An 18,114-nucleotide genomic window follows, 5' to 3' on the forward strand; every position below is an offset into this window, starting at 1 on the left:
AAGCGAGCCAGTTCCCCCGGGGCGGTCGCCATGTCCGAGCCCCGTCGGCCGACAGGAGACAGACCATGCCGCACAACGAACGTTCCCGCCATATCACCCACGGTGTCGCGCGCGCACCCAATCGCGCCATGTACTACGCGCTGGGCTATCAAGAGGCCGATTTCGAAAATCCCATGATCGGCGTGGCCAATGGCCATTCGACCATCACGCCTTGCAATAGCGGCCTGCAGCGCCTGGCCGATGCCGCCATCGACGCCATTCGCGCATCGCGCGCCAATCCCCAGGTGTTCGGCACGCCCACCATTTCCGACGGCATGTCCATGGGCACCGAGGGCATGAAGTACTCGCTGGTGTCCCGCGAAGTCATCGCCGACTGCATCGAGACCGCCGCGCAAGGGCAGTGGATGGACGGCGTGGTGGTGATCGGCGGCTGCGACAAGAACATGCCCGGCGGGATGATCGCGCTGGCGCGCACCAACGTGCCCGGCATCTATGTCTATGGCGGCACCATCAAACCCGGCCATTACAAGGGCAACGATCTCACCATCGTCTCCGTCTTCGAAGCGGTGGGCGAATACACCATGGGCCGCATGCCCGAAGAGGACTTCAAGCAAATAGAGAAATGCGCGATTCCGGGCTCGGGGTCCTGTGGCGGCATGTACACCGCCAACACCATGAGCTCCGCGTTCGAAGCCATGGGCATGAGCCTGCCGTACTCCAGCACCATGGCCAACGAGGACGAGGAAAAGGTCGCTTCCGCGGCGGAGTCGGCTCGGGTGCTGGTCGAGGCGGTCAGGAAAGGGCTGCGCCCGCGCGACATCATCACGCGCGAGTCCATCGAAAATGCGGTGTCCGTCATCATGGCTACGGGCGGCTCCACCAATGCCGTGCTGCACTTCCTGGCAATTGCGCATGCCGCGGAAGTGCCCTGGACCATCGACGACTTTGAACGCATCCGCAAGCGCGTGCCGGTGCTGTGCGACCTGAAACCGTCCGGCAAATACGTCGCCACCGATCTGCATCGCGCCGGCGGCATTCCGCAGGTCATGAAGCTGCTGCTCAATGCGGGCTTGCTGCATGCGGACTGCATCACCATCACCGGCAAGACCATCGCCGAGACCTTGGCCGGCGTGCCCAATGCGCCCAGGGCGGACCAGGACGTCATCATGCCGCTCGACCGCGCGCTCTATCCGCAGGGGCATCTGGCCATCTTGAAGGGCAATCTCTCGCCTGAAGGCTGTGTCGCCAAGATCACCGGCCTGAAGAATCCCGTCATCACGGGCCCGGCGCGCGTCTTCGATTCCGAGGATGACGCCATGACCGCCATCATGGCGCGCGAGATCCGTGATGGCGATGTGGTGGTCATCCGCTACGAAGGCCCCAAGGGCGGTCCCGGCATGCGCGAAATGCTCGCGCCTACCTCCGCGCTGGTCGGCCAGGGGCTGGGCGAAACCGTGGGGCTGATCACCGATGGACGCTTTTCCGGCGGCACCTGGGGCATGGTCGTGGGCCACGTTGCGCCGGAAGCCTTCGTGGGCGGTCCCATCGCGCTGATCCGCGAGGGCGATTCGGTTACCATCGATGCCCATAAGCTGCTGTTGCAGCTCAATATCAGCGACGAAGAAATGGCGGCTCGTCGCCAGGCCTGGGTGCAGCCCCGGCCGCGTTATACACGCGGTGTGCTTGCCAAATTCGGCAAGCTCGCCAGCACCGCGAGCCGTGGGGCAGTTACCGATGCATTTGAAGAGTAGTCTGTTGTTGGTCGCCGCCTGCGTGCTGGGCGCGGGGGCGGCGCAAGCGCAAACCACCGGCTTGGATCTGGCCAAGAACAAGGCCTGTATGGCCTGCCACCAGGTCGAAGCCAAACGCGTGGGGCCGCCGCTCAAGAGCGTGGCCGAACGCTATGCGGGCCAGGGCGACGCCATGGTCGACTACCTGGCAGGCAAGATCCGCGGCGGCGGCCGTGGCGCCTGGGGCGCCGTGCCCATGCCCGCGCAAACCCAGGTCAGCCCGGACGACGCCCGCGCGCTCGCCGAATGGATCTTGTCGCTGGCTCCGCCCAAGCAGTAGTCTTATTCTCTCGCGTCCCGCGCGTAAGCTGGGGCGCTTGGCCGCAGTCCGCGGCCGCCTATCAGGAAGGAATCGTCATGGCAGAACAACCCTCCCCGGGCAATGAAGTCGCCGTACTCGGCGGCGGCTGCTTCTGGTGCGTCGAAGCGGTGTTCACCGAGCTGCGTGGTGTCAAGAGCGTGCTGCCCGGTTACAGCGGCGGCCATGTGGACAACCCCAGCTACGAGCAGGTCTGCGGGAAGGCCACGGGCCACATCGAAGTGGCCCGCGTCGAGTTCGACCCCGCCGAATTGTCTTACAGCGATTTGCTGCGCGTGTTCTTCGCGACCCACGACCCCACCACCCCGGGCCGCCAGGGCAACGACGTCGGCCCACAATACGAGTCCGCCATCTTCTGGCAGAACGAAACGCAGCGCGAGCAGGCGCAAGCGGTCATTGCGGAGGTCGAAGCCCAGAAAATCTACGATGCGCCTATCGTGACGCACGTGTTGCCGCCCGCCACCTTCTGGCAAGCCGAGGACTATCACAGCAACTACTTCGCCCTGCATCCCGAGCAAGGCTACTGCCAGTTCGTGATCGCGCCCAAGGTCGCCAAGTTCCGCAAGCAGTTCCAGGACCGGCTGCAGAAGTAGCAGGCGAAAAAAAACCTCACCAAAGGTGAGGTTTCAAAGCCAGCGCCGATGCCTGGGCACCGGGCGCTGGCGGGGGAAGTCTTTACTCGACGGTCTTAACCACGCCGCGGCGCATCTGGTCCAGCTCGATCGATTCGAACAGGGCCTTGAAATTGCCTTCGCCGAAGCCGTCGTTGCCCTTGCGCTGAATGATCTCGAAGAAGATCGGGCCGATCTGGTTTTCGGTGAAGATCTGCAGCAGCAGGCCGCCGCCGGGGGCGCCATCCAGCAGGATGCGGTTCTTCTGCAGGCGCGCCACGTCCTCGCCGTGATTCGGCAGGCGGCGATCCAGCAGTTCATAGTAGGTTTCCGGCGTATCCAGGAACACCACGCCGTTCTGGCGCAGCGCTTCGATGGTGCTGTAGATGTCTTCCGTGGCCATGGCGATGTGCTGGATGCCCTCGCCGCGGTACAGGTCCAGGTATTCCTGGATCTGGCCCTTCTCTTCCGTGCCTTCCTCATTGATAGGAATGCGGATGTTGCCGCAAGGCGAGGTCATGGCCTTGGACTTCACGCCCGTCACTTTGCCCTCGATGTCGAAGTAGCGCACTTCGCGGAAATTAAAGAGGCGTTCGTAGAATTCGGCCCACTCGGCCATGCGGCCCTTGTGCACGTTGTGCGTCAGGTGGTCCACCAGCGTCAGACCGGCGCCGCGGTGATGCAGATCGGCCTGGGCGTTCTGCGGATCCACGGGCACGAAGTCCACGTCATAGATGCTGATGTCGCCGATGCCGCCGTGGCCGTCCTTGCCGCTCCAGCGATCCACCAGATAAATCAGCGAATCGCCGATGCCCTTGATCGCCGGGATGTTCAGCTCCATCGGGCCGCTATGCGAGTCGAAACCCCATGCGCCCAGCTCCAGCGCGCGCTTGTAGGCGGCATTGGCGTCCTGCACACGGAAGCCGATCGCACAGATCGACGGGCCATGCAGGCGGGCGAAACGTTGGGCGAAGGAATCCGGTTCGGCGTTGATCAGGAAGTTCACGCCGCCCTGACGGTACAGCGTCACGTCCTTGTGGCGGTGCTTGGCGATGGCCTTGAAGCCCAGCAGTTCGAACACCTTGCGCAGCGCGGCGGGGTCCGGCGCGGCATATTCAATGAACTCGAACCCGGCGGTACCCATCGGGTTGTCCCAGGGTTGGAAAGCGCTGCTCATAAGTCTGCTCCCTTGCATCGTTTTTAAGGACGACTTGTTCTTCAAGTCTAGACGGAGATTGTAGGAAGGAACGACGGGCAGACAATTGCAAACATGTCGCGAAAGCCGCTAGGTTGAGCAATAATATTGCTGTACAGAAAACATTCAGGGCTGAAAATGTCTGACATTGAGCTAGATAGGACAGATATACGGATTTTGGCTGAGCTGCAGCGAGATGGCCGCCTGAGCAACCAGGAACTGGCCGACCGGGTGTCGCTCTCTCCCAGTCCCTGCCTGCGCCGGGTTCGCCGGCTCGAAGAGAAGGGGTTCATCAAGAAGTACGTCGCGTTGATCGACGCGGGGAAGGTCGGCCTCGGCCTGCTCGCCTACGTGAATATCCGCCTGAACAAGCACAGCGGCTCCAGTCATGCCCCAATGAGCGATTTCGCACGCGACGTGCAACTCTGGCCGGAGGTGGTCGAGTGCTACGCCATGTCTGGTGACATGGACTACCTGCTGCGCATACAGGTCGCCGACCTGGCGCATTTCTCCCGGTTCGCCATGGACACGCTGATGCGGCATCCCGCCGTGGTCGACATGCGCTCATTCTTCGCGCTTCAGCAGATCAAGGAAACCACGGAGCTTAGGCTGTAGCTGCCGCGCCTTACTGCCCTCTATATATAGGCGTGGGCGGCTGGATCGTTTCAGATGCTTTAGTACGTCCCCTAAAAACTTCATCTTCTTGAAAAAAGGGTGCCACCTCCGCAGCATAGGAAAAATTCCGTGCTATAGTCTCGCTCCTTCGCGATTCGGCAGTTTTGAAGCGCGAAGCCAAGCAAGCACACAGGCCAGCATGGGTAACCAAGCCGACCTGCCGCCAGGCGATCAGAAATGGAAGCTCAGCGGTTATTGCAAGAATTGCGGCAAATCAGGCAGAAGCCGGTTGCGCAATTCGCAAAAATCGTGCTATAGTCTTGGGCTTGGCTGGTTATTTTGTTTAAGGGTTTTCCCTTGCTTCCCAGCCACCCAGTGCGGTGACCGATCCCTGGATTCCGGGGCCAAGGCTGAGGCGAAAGTCGAGCTGAGGGGTTGCAAGATAGGGTGCAAATTAGGCAAAAGCCAGTTGCACGATCTGCAAAAATCGTGTTATAGTCTTGGGCTTGGTAGTTGCCGAAAACTTAGGGTTAACCCTGATATTTCGATAGCTGCTAAAGAGAGGCGGACCTGAAGAGGTCACAGGCAAGAAAGCGTAACGATGGATGTGACGCTGACTTGACAAGCGATAAAAATTTCTTCATAATCTCGTTTCTCTGCTGCAAACAACGCGGCGCCAGCGAAAGCGGCGTAGCGAAGCGAGCAGGCAGTAAGTAGTACCGAATTTAGCAGTACCGCTCTTTAACAATTAAACAACCGATAAGTGTGGGCGCTTGATGCGAGTGCAGTGTGATTGGGTTTTAAACCCCGGCCACAAGCACAATGAAATCAAGTGCTCACTAGAAGTGAAGTACCTTAGACGTCAAGTTTAAGAACATACCTCACTTCCTTTGAGTAGCGACGTATGACCTGGTTTGGATTTATTCAGACCAAGAATACGAAACAAATACAGAGATTAAACTGAAGAGTTTGATCCTGGCTCAGATTGAACGCTAGCGGGATGCCTTACACATGCAAGTCGAACGGCAGCACGGACTTCGGTCTGGTGGCGAGTGGCGAACGGGTGAGTAATGTATCGGAACGTGCCTAGTAGCGGGGGATAACTACGCGAAAGCGTAGCTAATACCGCATACGCCCTACGGGGGAAAGCAGGGGATCGCAAGACCTTGCACTATTAGAGCGGCCGATATCGGATTAGCTAGTTGGTGGGGTAACGGCTCACCAAGGCGACGATCCGTAGCTGGTTTGAGAGGACGACCAGCCACACTGGGACTGAGACACGGCCCAGACTCCTACGGGAGGCAGCAGTGGGGAATTTTGGACAATGGGGGAAACCCTGATCCAGCCATCCCGCGTGTGCGATGAAGGCCTTCGGGTTGTAAAGCACTTTTGGCAGGAAAGAAACGTCATGGGCTAATACCCCGTGAAACTGACGGTACCTGCAGAATAAGCACCGGCTAACTACGTGCCAGCAGCCGCGGTAATACGTAGGGTGCAAGCGTTAATCGGAATTACTGGGCGTAAAGCGTGCGCAGGCGGTTCGGAAAGAAAGATGTGAAATCCCAGAGCTCAACTTTGGAACTGCATTTTTAACTACCGGGCTAGAGTGTGTCAGAGGGAGGTGGAATTCCGCGTGTAGCAGTGAAATGCGTAGATATGCGGAGGAACACCGATGGCGAAGGCAGCCTCCTGGGATAACACTGACGCTCATGCACGAAAGCGTGGGGAGCAAACAGGATTAGATACCCTGGTAGTCCACGCCCTAAACGATGTCAACTAGCTGTTGGGGCCTTCGGGCCTTAGTAGCGCAGCTAACGCGTGAAGTTGACCGCCTGGGGAGTACGGTCGCAAGATTAAAACTCAAAGGAATTGACGGGGACCCGCACAAGCGGTGGATGATGTGGATTAATTCGATGCAACGCGAAAAACCTTACCTACCCTTGACATGTCTGGAATTCCGAAGAGATTTGGAAGTGCTCGCAAGAGAACCGGAACACAGGTGCTGCATGGCTGTCGTCAGCTCGTGTCGTGAGATGTTGGGTTAAGTCCCGCAACGAGCGCAACCCTTGTCATTAGTTGCTACGAAAGGGCACTCTAATGAGACTGCCGGTGACAAACCGGAGGAAGGTGGGGATGACGTCAAGTCCTCATGGCCCTTATGGGTAGGGCTTCACACGTCATACAATGGTCGGGACAGAGGGTCGCCAACCCGCGAGGGGGAGCCAATCCCAGAAACCCGATCGTAGTCCGGATCGCAGTCTGCAACTCGACTGCGTGAAGTCGGAATCGCTAGTAATCGCGGATCAGCATGTCGCGGTGAATACGTTCCCGGGTCTTGTACACACCGCCCGTCACACCATGGGAGTGGGTTTTACCAGAAGTAGTTAGCCTAACCGTAAGGGGGGCGATTACCACGGTAGGATTCATGACTGGGGTGAAGTCGTAACAAGGTAGCCGTATCGGAAGGTGCGGCTGGATCACCTCCTTTCAGAGCTTAGTGCTCGTGTTAAGCGTCCACTCTTATCGGTTGTTTGATATAGCTGGGATCAGTTGTAGGCTTGGGTCGAGGGAATCTTCCCTGGGTCTCCAACTACCTGACTGCTGATCCGAGAAGGTTTTGGGTCTGTAGCTCAGTCGGTTAGAGCACCGTCTTGATAAGGCGGGGGTCGTTGGTTCGAATCCAACCAGACCCACCAAGTATTCTACGCATGCGGGATATGGGGGTGTAGCTCAGCTGGGAGAGCGCCTGCTTTGCAAGCAGGATGTCATCGGTTCGATCCCGTTCACCTCCACCATTGATTCTCAAAACTCACCTGGTGGTGATGTAGAGGCTAACTCATAGTGTCGTGGAAACGGCGTTATGAGTTAGGTTTTACCTGAACAGCTATATTTGTTCTTTAACAATCTGGAAGAAGCACAACGAAAATGTACTTATCAAGTACTCGACGCAAGTCGATGAAGATAGGTACGGGTTGTGATTGCATTAATTTTGTTCCAAGTTCTCAAGACTGGGGTGAATAACCTCAGACTGCTTTGAAACTTATGAACGGCACAAACGCTAATACTCAGGTCCTATAGCCTACAGCGTTATAGGATCAAGCGACTAAGTGCATATGGTGGATGCCTTGGCGATCACAGGCGATGAAGGACGTAGTAGCCTGCGAAAAGCTACGGGGAGCTGGCAAACAAGCTTTGATCCGTAGATGTCCGAATGGGGAAACCCACCGCAGCAATGCGGTATCCCTGGCTGAATACATAGGCCAGTGGAAGCGAACCGGGTGAACTGAAACATCTCAGTAGCTCGAGGAAAAGAAATCAACCGAGATTCCGAAAGTAGTGGCGAGCGAAATCGGAAGAGCCTTTACGTTTTAGCATGCAAGATAGTCGAACGGAATGGAAAGTCCGGCCGTAGCAGGTGATAGCCCTGTAGGCGAAATCTTGTGTGTGGAACTAAGCGTAAGACAAGTAGGGCGGGACACGTGAAATCCTGTTTGAAGATGGGGGGACCATCCTCCAAGGCTAAATACTCGTGATCGACCGATAGTGAACCAGTACCGTGAGGGAAAGGCGAAAAGAACCCCGGAAGGGGAGTGAAATAGATCCTGAAACCGTATGCATACAAACAGTAGGAGCCTCCTTGTGGGGTGACTGCGTACCTTTTGTATAATGGGTCAGCGACTTACATTCAGTGGCAAGGTTAACCGAATAGGGAAGCCGTAGCGAAAGCGAGTCCGAATAGGGCGATTCAGTCGCTGGGTGTAGACCCGAAACCAGATGATCTATCCATGGCCAGGTTGAAGGCACGGTAACACGTGCTGGAGGACCGAACCCACTAATGTTGAAAAATTAGGGGATGAGCTGTGGATAGGGGTGAAAGGCTAAACAAATCTGGAAATAGCTGGTTCTCTCCGAAAACTATTTAGGTAGTGCCTCAAGTATTACTGCGGGGGGTAGAGCACTGTTATAGCTAGGGGGTCATGGCGACTTACCAAACTATGGCAAACTCCGAATACCCGCAAGTACAGCTTGGGAGACAGAGCACCGGGTGCTAACGTCCGGACTCAAGAGGGAAACAACCCAGACCGCCAGCTAAGGTCCCGAATTATCGCTAAGTGGGAAACGAAGTGGGAAGGCATAGACAGTCAGGAGGTTGGCTTAGAAGCAGCCATCCTTTAAAGAAAGCGTAATAGCTCACTGATCGAGTCGTCCTGCGCGGAAGATGTAACGGGGCTAAGCGATAAACCGAAGCTGCGGGTGTGCACTTTTAGTGCACGCGGTAGGAGAGCGTTCTGTAAGCCTGCGAAGGTGGCTTGTAAAGGCTGCTGGAGGTATCAGAAGTGCGAATGCTGACATGAGTAGCGATAAAGGGGGTGAAAAGCCCCCTCGCCGTAAGTCCAAGGTTTCCTGCGCAACGTTCATCGGCGCAGGGTGAGTCGGCCCCTAAGGCGAGGCAGAGATGCGTAGCTGATGGGAAACTGGTTAATATTCCAGTACCGTCGTACAGTGCGATGGGGGGACGGATCGCGGAAGATCATCAGGGTGTTGGATGTCCCTGTTGCTGTATCGAAGATGGCGCTTAGGCAAATCCGGGCGCGTAAATCAAGGGTATGGCACGAGCGAGCATTGCTTGCGAAGTGATTGGAAGTGGTTCCAAGAAAAGCCTCTAAGCTTCAGCTGTACGAGACCGTACCGCAAACCGACACAGGTGGACGGGATGAATATTCCAAGGCGCTTGAGAGAACTCAGGAGAAGGAACTCGGCAAATTGATACCGTAACTTCGGGAGAAGGTATACCCCGGTAGTGTGAAGCGCCTGCGCGCTTAGCATGATGGGGTCGCAGAGAATCGGTGGCTGCGACTGTTTATTAAAAACACAGCACTCTGCAAAGACGAAAGTCGACGTATAGGGTGTGACGCCTGCCCGGTGCCGGAAGGTTAAGTGATGGGGTGCAAGCTCTTGATCGAAGCCCCGGTAAACGGCGGCCGTAACTATAACGGTCCTAAGGTAGCGAAATTCCTTGTCGGGTAAGTTCCGACCTGCACGAATGGCGTAACGATGGCCACACTGTCTCCTCCTGAGACTCAGCGAAGTTGAAGTGTTTGTGATGATGCAATCTACCCGCGGCTAGACGGAAAGACCCCATGAACCTTTACTGTAGCTTTGCATTGATCTGTGAACCGGCCTGTGTAGGATAGGTGGGAGGCTTTGAAGCGTAGTCGCTAGATTACGTGGAGCCATCCTTGAAATACCACCCTGGTTTGTTTGCGGTTCTAACCTTGGTCCGTTATCCGGATCGGGGACAGTGCATGGTGGGCAGTTTGACTGGGGCGGTCTCCTCCCAAAGTGTAACGGAGGAGTTCGAAGGTACGCTAGGTACGGTCGGAAATCGTGCTGATAGTGCAATGGCATAAGCGTGCTTGACTGTGAGACTGACAAGTCGAACAGGTGCGAAAGCAGGACATAGTGATCCGGTGGTTCTGAATGGAAGGGCCATCGCTCAACGGATAAAAGGTACTCTGGGGATAACAGGCTGATACCGCCCAAGAGTTCATATCGACGGCGGTGTTTGGCACCTCGATGTCGGCTCATCTCATCCTGGGGCTGTAGCCGGTCCCAAGGGTATGGCTGTTCGCCATTTAAAGAGGTACGTGAGCTGGGTTTAAAACGTCGTGAGACAGTTTGGTCCCTATCTGCCGTGGGCGTTGGATACTTGACGGAGCCTGCTCCTAGTACGAGAGGACCGGAGTGGACGTACCTCTGGTGTACCGGTTGTCATGCCAATGGCATTGCCGGGTAGCTAAGTACGGAAGAGATAACCGCTGAAGGCATCTAAGCGGGAAACTCGTCTGAAGATAAGGTATCCCGGGGACTTGATCCCCCTGAAGGGTCGTTCGAGACCAGGACGTTGATAGGTCGGGTGTGGAAGCGCAGTAATGCGTTAAGCTAACCGATACTAATTGCCCGTGAGGCTTGATCCTATAACACTGATGGTTATGACCTGGTGATGTAGCGTTCCAAGTGTCGTTCAATACAAAATCTGGCTGCACCGTCGGCAGCCAGCCAACACCAATTACACCCCCCCGTGCGTGATCATCGAGTCTGACTCTGATCCCCCACGCGTTGTGTTTCTTCCAAGATTGGAGCAGTTGCCTCGCGGCAGCCGCTCAACCAGTTACGCTTGACGACCATAGCGAGTTGGTCCCACTCCTTCCCATCCCGAACAGGACAGTGAAACGACTTTGCGCCGATGATAGTGGACGGACGTCTGTGAAAGTAGGTCATCGTCAAGCTTTTATTCCGCAAAACCCCACAGGTAACCCCTGTGGGGTTTTGTCTTTGTGAGAGCCCATGGCGGCCGCCTGTCGAGACTTGCTCCAGGCGCATTCATCGGTCTCTCGACAGGATTGGAGCGTTTGCCCAGGCAGGGCAGGCACTCAAGCAGTTACGCCTGACAACCATAGCAAGGTGGTCCCACTCCTTCCCATCCCGAACAGGACAGTGAAACGCCTTTGCGCCGATGATAGTGGACGGACGTCCGTGAAAGTAGGTCATTGTCAGGCTTTGATTCCAGAAACCCCGCAGCTCGCGCTGCGGGGTTTTTTCTTTGTCGCGGGCGCTGCGGCAGGCGTACACACTGTCTGACGGTGGCAGACGCGTGAGCGCGTGGCACGGGCTTTTGCTTGGTGCTTGCGCACCGTCAATCAGGCTGCAAGCCGCGCCAGCATTGAATGTGCACAAATAACAACGGCCGTGGGCGGGGTGGCTTTGTGCGGTAAGATTGACCGAGTCAATTCGTTGGAGCGTTATCGTGAGTGATCCCCAGACCCCCGTGCCCGGAACGACGTTAGACCTGCGCACGCTGACCCACGTGGCCTATGGCTTGTACGCCCTGGGCTTCCTGACGAGTGGATTCCTGGGCATCGCCACGCTGGCGGCCGTTGTGCTGATGTATTTGAAGCGCTCGGACGCCGCAGGCACCGTCTATGCCGCTCATTTTGACTGGCTGCTGCGTACTTTCTGGTGGGCCTTGCTGTGGCTGGCCATCAGCGGTATTGCGACCTTGATCTTCATCGGCTGGATCGGCTTGGCCGCGACCGTGATCTGGGTGCTGTATCGCTTGATCAAGGGCTGGCTGTCGCTGCTGGAAGGCTCCGCGCCGACCACCTACGCCTGAAGGCGTGCGTTCAAGCAAAAGGCCGGCACATGCCGGCCTTTTGTTTTGTTGGGCTCGCACCACGGCTGCGCGCCTATCGTGCGCGTGCGTGCAGCAGCGAACAAGAGACAGGCGCGCGGTTCAGGACCTTGCGTGAGCCTGCAGGCGCAGGAGCTTGCCCGTGCATGGCGCCGCGCCATGTGGATGCTCGTGACGCCGCCGAGCCTGGGGTTGTTCGTGCAGCTACCAGCCGCTAGATGCGAGTTTGCAAGAAGCGTTGCCAACTGCCTGAAGAGGCGCGCCAGGCTTGGCTTTCGGGGAATGCTGGTGTGGGGAATCGGGCCTTGCCGGTGAGGTGGCGGCGTGGCTGTCGCGATGCTTGAAAGCTGCGCTGGGGAGGCGAGCTCGCCCAGGAATGAACCGGGGCGTCGCGACGATATGTAGGCAGGGACGTACGGGGTACGCCCTTTGCCTGCTTACTTCAGATGTGCGTTGACCAGCTTGGTCAATTCGAACATCGTGACCTGATCTTTGCCGAAGATCGGGCGCAGCTTGGCATCGGCGTTGATGTTGCGCTTGTTGCTGGCATCTTGCAGGTTGTGCTTCTTGATGTATTCCCAGATCTTTTTGGTGACCTCGGTACGCGGCACGGCTTCCGAGCCGATGACAGCAGCCAGTTCGGCGCTGGGGGTCAGGGGCTTCATGAATGCAGCGTTCGGCTTGCGCGCGGTCGCGGGTTTGGAGGTTGTGGCCATAATGCGGCGCTCCTTCTCTGGCTGTTGGAAAAATTGTCCTGCGGCCGGAGCATAACGTGTCTCTCCCGTAAAGACAAAGGCATTTATCCTCTGTAGCAACTAAAATGCACGGACTGTCCTCCCTACATCGTCATTCTGTAACCTCCTATGTACGCACGATCTCCTTTGGAATCAATTCGCCTTTTTCATGACGAATTGACGGCGCTGCGGCGCGATTTGCACGCGCACCCCGAACTGGGCTTCGAGGAGGTACGGACTTCCGGCATCGTGGCCGGCGCGCTGGAGGCGCTGGGGATCGAGGTGCATCGCGGCATCGGCAAGACTGGCGTGGTGGGTGTCATCCGCGGCAAACGCTGCGACAGCGGGCGCATGATAGGCCTGCGCGCCGACATGGATGCCTTGCCCATGACCGAGGACAACGACTTCGGCCACAAGTCGACCAAGCCCGGTCTGATGCACGGCTGCGGCCACGACGGCCACACCGCGGTGCTTATTGGCGCGGCCAAGTACCTGTCGCAGACGCGCAATTTCGACGGAACGGCAGTGCTGATTTTCCAGCCCGCCGAAGAGGGCCGCGGCGGCGCGCGCGCCATGCTGGAAGACGGACTGTTCGATACCTTTCCGTGCGATGCGATCTATGCGCTGCACAACTGGCCGGGCTTGAAGCCGGGCACGATAGGCATCAATCCCGGGCCGATGATGGCCGCGGCGGATCGCTTCGAGATCCTGATCACCGGGCGCGGCGGCCACGGCGCGCATCCTTACCAGACTATCGATCCCGTCACGATCGCCGGGCAGATCATCACGGCCTTGCAGACCATCGTGTCGCGCAACGTGAATCCGCTGGATTCGGCGGTGGTGTCTATTGGATCCTTGCAGGCGGGCCATCCCGGCGCGATGAGCGTGATTCCGCGCGAAGCGCGGATGGTGGGCACGGTGCGCACCTTCCGCAAATCCGTCCAGGAAATGGTGGAGAGCCGCATGCGCGAACTGGTGTCAGCTATCGCGAGCGCCTTCGGCGGCAGCGCCGAGGTGACTTACGAACGGATCTATCCGGCGACCTTGAACACGCCGCAGCATGCCAATCTGGTGGCCGACATCGCCACCGAGATGATAGGCAAGGAGAACGTCGTGCGCGATCTGACGCCATCGATGGGCTCCGAGGATTTCTCTTTCATGTTGCAGAGCAAGCCTGGCGCATACTTCCGGCTGGGCCAGGGCGGAGCCGATTCCGGCTGCGTGCTGCACAACTCGCATTTCGATTTCAACGATGCCGTCATTCCCTTGGGCAGCGCGATGTTCAGCGCGCTGGCCGAACGGGGCATGCCGCTGGCAGATTAAGAAGCCTAACCATGTCTACTCAAAATACGACTCAGCTCACCATTACTCGCCCGGACGACTGGCATCTGCACCTGCGCGACGGCGCTGCCCTGGAGGCCGTGGTGGCGGACAGCGCGCGCCAGTTCGCGCGGGCCATCATCATGCCCAACCTGAAGCCGCCGGTCACGACCACCGAGCAGGCGCTGGCCTATCGCGGCCGCATCCTGGAGGCCTTGAAGAAGGCGGGTGGCAACCCCGACGCCTTCACGCCGCTGATGACGCTGTACCTGACCGACAACACCACGTCGGAAGAGATCTTCCGCGCTTACGAGTCGGGCCAGGTCTACGCCGTGAAGCTCTATCCCGCAGGCGCCACCACCAACTCGGACGCCGGCGTGACCGATCTGCTGGGCAAGTGCGCCAAGGCGCTGGAAGCGCTTGAAAAATGCGGCATGCCGTTGTTGGTGCATGGCGAGGTCACGGACCCGTCGATCGACCTGTTTGACCGTGAGGCGATCTTCGTCGAGCGCGTGATGAAACCTCTGCGCCGCGCCTTTCCCGCCTTGAAAGTGGTGTTCGAACACATCACGACGAAAGAGGGTGCCGAGTACGTGCGAGACGCCGAAGGCCCGATTGCCGCCACTATCACGCCGCAGCACTTGCTGTACAACCGCAACGCGATTTTCCAGGGCGGGGTGCGGCCGCACTTCTACTGTCTGCCCGTCCTCAAGCGCGAAACCCACCGCCTCGCTCTGGTCCAAGCGGCCACTAGCGGGAGCCCGCGCTTTTTCCTGGGAACCGACAGCGCCCCGCATGCGCGCGGCCTGAAGGAGCATGCCTGCGGCTGCGCCGGCTGCTATACGGGCTTGCATGCCATGGAGCTGTACGCGACGGCTTTCGACGCCGTCGGCAAGCTGGACAAGCTGGAAGGTTTCGCCAGTTTCCATGGCCCGGACTTTTACGGCCTGCCGCGCAACACCGGCACGCTGACGCTGGTGCGCGAGGCCTATGTGGTGCCCGAGGAGATCCCGTTCGGCAATACGACGCTGGTTCCGCTGGCGGCAGGCGAGGCGCTGGCCTGGCGCGCACGCGGCTAGGCGGCTGCGCCGCGGCCCAGGCGGCAGGTCCGAGACGTGAAAATGCCCCCGAATTTTCGGGGGCATTTTTTACGCGCCTCTATATGTATATAGAGACAAGCTGATTACAGCGCGCCTTCGCGCCGTGCTTCCAGCAATTCCCAGCGGGCGAAGCGCTCTTCGAGTTCGCTTTCCAGCTTGGCCAGTTCGCCGTTGATGCGTTCGACCTCGGCCGGCGCGTCGCGGTACAGGCTGCCGTCGGCGAGCTTGCCGGCGAGCTCGGCCTGCTGCGCCTCGAGCGCGGCGATGGCGTCGGGCAGCCCCTCCAGTTCGCGCAGTTCCCAGGAGTTCATCTTGGAGGACTTAGGGGGTTTGGGCCGGGCTGCCTTGGCGCGCGCGGCGGCGTCATCGGCAGGCCGGGCGGCAGGGGCGGTCTCTTCGGCGGGGGCCGCCGGCGCGGGCCGCTGGGCGACCCACTCGTCGTAGCCGCCTACGTAGTCGCGCCAGCGGCCGTCACCTTCGTAGGCGATGGTTTGCGTGACGACGTTGTTCAGGAAGGCGCGGTCGTGGCTGACCAGCAGCACCGTGCCTTGGTATTCTTGCAGCAACTCTTCCAGCAGTTCCAGCGTTTCGATGTCGAGATCGTTGGTGGGTTCGTCCAGCACCAGCACGTTGGCGGGGCGGGCGAACAGCCGTGCCAGCAGCAGGCGCGCGCGCTCGCCGCCGGACAGGCTGCGCACCGGCGAGCCGGCGCGGGCGGGCGAGAACAGGAAGTCGCCCAGGTAGCTCATGACGTGCTTGCGTGCGCCGCCGATTTCGACCCATTCGCTGCCCGGGCTGATGATGTCGACGAGCGTGGCGTTTTCATCCAGCTGCGCGCGCATCTGGTCGAAATACGCGACCGCGACATTGGTGCCCAGGCGGGTCGTACCGCTGTCCGGCTGCATTTCGCCCAGGATCAGTTTGAGCAGGGTGGTCTTGCCGGCGCCGTTGGGGCCGATGATGCCGATGCGGTCGCCGCGCAGGATGGTGGTGGAGTAGTCGTCCACCACGATCTTGTCGCCAAAGGCCTTGTTCACATGATCGAGTTCCGCGACCAGCTTGCCGGAGCGTTGGCCTTCGGCAAGCGCGAGCGAGACGTCGCCGACGCGTTCGCGGCGTTCGGCGCGATCGACGCGCAGCTGTTCAAGGCGGCGCACGCGGCCTTCATTGCGGGTGCGGCGGGCTTCGACACCCTTGCGGATCCAGATTTCTTCCTGCGCCAGCAGCTTATCGAAGCGGGCTTGTTCCAGGCGCTCGGATTCCAGCCACTGGGCCTTGCGCTCCTGCCACTGCGAGAAGTTGCCGGGGAAACTCAGCAGCCGCCCGCGGTCGAGTTCCACGATGCGGGTGGCGACGGAATCCAGGAAGCGGCGGTCGTGGGTGATGATGACCGCAGCGCCTTTCCAGGAGCGCAGCATGTCCTCCAGCCAGGCAATGCCTTCGAAGTCCAGGTGGTTGGTGGGTTCGTCCAGCAGCAGCAGATCCGGCTCATCGACCAGGGCGCGCGCCAGCGCGACCCGCTTGCGGGTGCCGCCAGACAAGCCGGCGATCTGCACGTCGGCAGGCAGGCCGAGTTTTTCGAGCACCGAGCGTACGCGCGACGGGCGTTGCCAGTCTTCATGATCGCCCTCGACATTGCAGACGACATCGAAGACGGTGGCGTTTTCGTCCAGCTCAGGTTCCTGCTCGACGGTGGCCACGCGCAGTCCGGAGCTGCGGGCGATATCGCCGTCGTCCGGCTGGGTCCTGCCGTCCAGCAGTCTCAGCAGCGAGGACTTGCCGGCGCCATTGCGGCCGATGAGGCCGATGCGCTCGCCGGCCTGGATGGCGAAATCGGCGTGATCCAGCAGCGGATGGTGGCCATAGGCCAGCTGGATGTCGGTAAGGGTGATGAGCGTAGCAAGGGCCATGTGATGGGTAGTGTCTGCGGCGTCTGACTGAATCAAGGCGTATTGTCGCAGGAACCCCGCGACGCCGTTTACACGGCGCGCGCCGCAGCCGCTTCGGGGACAGAGCCGGCGGGTGTAATAGAATACGGACCGCAAGGCGGGTCGGGCGATCGCGGTGGATGCGAATCCATCGAGGAAGGTCCGGACTCCACAGGGCAGGGTAACGGCTAACGGCCGTCCGGCCGCGTCTTCGGGCACGGTTGAGGAATAGGGCCACAGAGACGAGTCTGCGGGGTGGGCGCGCATCGCGCGCACAGATACGGCCATCTCCGTATCGCGCCGTCCGGCAACGGGCGGCGGCATCGCAGGGTGAAACGCGGCAACCTCTACCCGGAGCAACATCAAATAGGCATGCGTGCGGTCTTCGGATCGCGAAGGGCGGCTCCGTCCGAGCATGCGGGTAGATGGCTAGAGCGGCTCAGCAATGATCCGCGCAGAGGAATGATCGTCCGCCAGGGAAACCTGGTGTACAGAATCCGGCCTATAGACCCGTCTTGCAACTCATTCTCAACGCGAGCGAGGTTCGAACCGGAGCCTGGCATCGCGTGGGCCGGGTCGGCCACTTTTTCGATCGTCACAATCCCGGAGTCCGGCGGAAAGCCTCGCCAACCGGAGCAATCGACCGATCGTAAAACAATGCAAAGCCATTGTTAGCTGCCACTTCTGAAGAAGGACTTTTAGATAGTGCCGCAACCTCCTGATTTATTGGGAGGTTTTTCTTTTTGCGGATTTACATATTGATCTAAGTCCTTGTTGTGATTGAAAAAATTGCAACCACGCGCTTGACCGCCCTGATCCCATACCGTAGAGTGGGAAATAGTAGGAAATTGTGCAATTAAGTGGGGTAAAAGTGGTGTTTCAGGGAAGCAGCGCGCTCACGCTGGATGCCAAGGGACGGATCTCGATTCCGACCCGGCATCGTGACGCGCTCATGTCGCAGGCCGATGGCCGGCTGACCCTGACACGCCACCCTGACGGCTGCTTGCTGGTCTACCCGCGGCCGGAGTGGGAAAAGAAGCGCGAGCAGATTGCCGCCTTTCCCATGACGGCGCGCGCGTTGCAGCGGCTGTTGCTGGGCAACGCTCAGGACGTGGAACTGGACGGCTCCGGCCGGGTCCTGATCGCTCCTGAACTGCGCAACGCTTCCGGTATGACGCGCGATGTGATGCTGCTCGGTCTGGGCGCGCACTTCGAGCTGTGGGACGCCGCTACCCTGGCCAGCCGCGAGGCTGAGGACCTGGCCAAGGGTATGCCGGATGTGTTGAATCAGTTTTCGTTCTGAAAAAGTT

Annotated in this window: 11 protein-coding genes, 2 tRNA genes, 4 rRNA genes and 1 other RNA gene; 15 read left to right on the forward strand and 3 right to left on the reverse strand. The window is 59.2% G+C overall.

Annotation, left to right across the window (positions count from 1 at the left end):
• The first annotated feature begins 65 nt into the window (after positions 1-65).
• From ilvD to msrA, 3 genes are all read left to right on the forward strand, one after another.
• On the forward strand, positions 66-1,751 hold the full coding sequence (ilvD, locus tag AXYL_RS03810; RefSeq protein WP_013391512.1) for a dihydroxy-acid dehydratase: 1,686 nt from the start codon (positions 66-68) through the stop codon (positions 1,749-1,751).
• Positions 1,735-2,070: a c-type cytochrome gene (locus tag AXYL_RS03815; RefSeq protein WP_013391513.1), complete on the forward strand. Its 336-nt coding sequence runs from the start codon at positions 1,735-1,737 to the stop codon at positions 2,068-2,070. The genes ilvD and AXYL_RS03815 overlap by 17 nt, the downstream gene beginning before the upstream one ends.
• 77 nt (positions 2,071-2,147) lie before the next feature.
• Entirely contained in the window at positions 2,148-2,702 is a 555-nt protein-coding gene (gene msrA, locus AXYL_RS03820) for a peptide-methionine (S)-S-oxide reductase MsrA (RefSeq protein WP_013391514.1), read from the forward strand.
• Positions 2,703-2,784: 82 nt separating this feature from the next.
• Here msrA and hppD read toward each other — a convergent pair whose 3' ends face one another.
• Entirely contained in the window at positions 2,785-3,897 is a 1,113-nt protein-coding gene (gene hppD / locus AXYL_RS03825) for a 4-hydroxyphenylpyruvate dioxygenase (RefSeq protein WP_013391515.1), read from the reverse strand.
• 156 nt (positions 3,898-4,053) lie between these two features.
• Here hppD and AXYL_RS03830 point away from each other — a divergent pair, with 156 nt between their 5' ends.
• From AXYL_RS03830 to AXYL_RS03865, 8 genes are all read left to right on the forward strand, one after another.
• Entirely contained in the window at positions 4,054-4,530 is a 477-nt protein-coding gene (locus AXYL_RS03830) for an Lrp/AsnC family transcriptional regulator (RefSeq protein WP_013391516.1), read from the forward strand.
• 957 nt (positions 4,531-5,487) lie between these two features.
• A 16S ribosomal RNA gene (locus AXYL_RS03835) occupies positions 5,488-7,018 on the forward strand.
• Between the two features lie 131 nt (positions 7,019-7,149).
• Positions 7,150-7,226, forward strand: a tRNA-Ile gene (locus tag AXYL_RS03840).
• A 23-nt stretch (positions 7,227-7,249) separates the two neighbouring features.
• Positions 7,250-7,325, forward strand: a tRNA-Ala gene (locus AXYL_RS03845).
• 298 nt (positions 7,326-7,623) lie between these two features.
• A 23S ribosomal RNA gene (locus tag AXYL_RS03850) occupies positions 7,624-10,508 on the forward strand.
• Between the two features lie 199 nt (positions 10,509-10,707).
• Positions 10,708-10,820 (forward strand): 5S ribosomal RNA (gene rrf, locus AXYL_RS03855).
• A gap of 157 nt (positions 10,821-10,977) precedes the next feature.
• A 5S ribosomal RNA gene (gene rrf / locus AXYL_RS03860) occupies positions 10,978-11,090 on the forward strand.
• Together the 16S, 23S and 5S rRNA genes with 2 tRNA genes alongside form the textbook arrangement of a ribosomal RNA operon.
• Positions 11,091-11,338: 248 nt before the next feature.
• Entirely contained in the window at positions 11,339-11,704 is a 366-nt protein-coding gene (locus tag AXYL_RS03865) for a DUF4870 family protein (RefSeq protein ID WP_013391517.1), read from the forward strand.
• Between the two features lie 455 nt (positions 11,705-12,159).
• Here the strand turns inward: AXYL_RS03865 and AXYL_RS03870 are convergent, their stop codons facing one another.
• On the reverse strand, positions 12,160-12,438 hold the full coding sequence (locus tag AXYL_RS03870; RefSeq protein ID WP_006217453.1) for an SWIB/MDM2 domain-containing protein: 279 nt from the start codon (positions 12,436-12,438) through the stop codon (positions 12,160-12,162).
• 147 nt (positions 12,439-12,585) lie between these two features.
• On the opposite strand from AXYL_RS03870, the gene AXYL_RS03875 reads away from it, so the two are divergent.
• Positions 12,586-13,779 carry a M20 aminoacylase family protein gene (locus AXYL_RS03875; protein ID WP_013391518.1) on the forward strand — a complete coding sequence of 398 codons (1,194 nt, stop codon included), beginning with the start codon at positions 12,586-12,588 and terminating at the stop codon, positions 13,777-13,779.
• 11 nt (positions 13,780-13,790) lie between these two features.
• The gene (gene pyrC, locus AXYL_RS03880) at positions 13,791-14,855 is read left to right on the forward strand and encodes a dihydroorotase (RefSeq protein WP_013391519.1); all 1,065 of its coding nucleotides are present in this window, start codon (positions 13,791-13,793) and stop codon (positions 14,853-14,855) included.
• A gap of 104 nt (positions 14,856-14,959) precedes the next feature.
• Here the strand turns inward: pyrC and AXYL_RS03885 are convergent, their stop codons facing one another.
• Complete coding sequence (locus AXYL_RS03885) at positions 14,960-16,786, reverse strand: ATP-binding cassette domain-containing protein (protein ID WP_013391520.1); 1,827 nt, start codon at positions 16,784-16,786, stop codon at positions 14,960-14,962.
• Between the two features lie 133 nt (positions 16,787-16,919).
• On the opposite strand from AXYL_RS03885, the gene rnpB reads away from it, so the two are divergent.
• Both rnpB and mraZ read left to right on the forward strand, forming a co-directional pair.
• Positions 16,920-17,325: RNase P RNA component class A (rnpB, locus tag AXYL_RS34155), an RNA gene on the forward strand.
• Between the two features lie 353 nt (positions 17,326-17,678).
• On the forward strand, positions 17,679-18,107 hold the full coding sequence (mraZ, locus tag AXYL_RS03890; protein ID WP_006226256.1) for a division/cell wall cluster transcriptional repressor MraZ: 429 nt from the start codon (positions 17,679-17,681) through the stop codon (positions 18,105-18,107).
• Positions 18,108-18,114: the final 7 nt, after the last annotated feature.

Source organism: Achromobacter xylosoxidans A8 (genome assembly GCF_000165835.1).
In the GTDB taxonomy this organism is placed as follows: domain Bacteria; phylum Pseudomonadota; class Gammaproteobacteria; order Burkholderiales; family Burkholderiaceae_B; genus Achromobacter; species Achromobacter xylosoxidans_B.

Bases quoted from the DNA above. Each gene is read 5' to 3' on its own strand.
- ilvD (WP_013391512.1), top strand. From the start codon at position 66: ATGCCGCACAACGAACGTTCCCGCCATATCACCCACGGTGTCGCGCGC.
- AXYL_RS03815 (WP_013391513.1), top strand. From the start codon at position 1,735: ATGCATTTGAAGAGTAGTCTGTTGTTGGTCGCCGCCTGCGTGCTGGGC.
- msrA (WP_013391514.1), top strand. From the start codon at position 2,148: ATGGCAGAACAACCCTCCCCGGGCAATGAAGTCGCCGTACTCGGCGGC.
- hppD (WP_013391515.1), bottom strand. From the start codon at position 3,897: ATGAGCAGCGCTTTCCAACCCTGGGACAACCCGATGGGTACCGCCGGG.
- AXYL_RS03830 (WP_013391516.1), top strand. From the start codon at position 4,054: ATGTCTGACATTGAGCTAGATAGGACAGATATACGGATTTTGGCTGAG.
- AXYL_RS03870 (WP_006217453.1), bottom strand. From the start codon at position 12,438: ATGGCCACAACCTCCAAACCCGCGACCGCGCGCAAGCCGAACGCTGCA.
- AXYL_RS03875 (WP_013391518.1), top strand. From the start codon at position 12,586: ATGTACGCACGATCTCCTTTGGAATCAATTCGCCTTTTTCATGACGAA.
- pyrC (WP_013391519.1), top strand. From the start codon at position 13,791: ATGTCTACTCAAAATACGACTCAGCTCACCATTACTCGCCCGGACGAC.
- AXYL_RS03885 (WP_013391520.1), bottom strand. From the start codon at position 16,786: ATGGCCCTTGCTACGCTCATCACCCTTACCGACATCCAGCTGGCCTAT.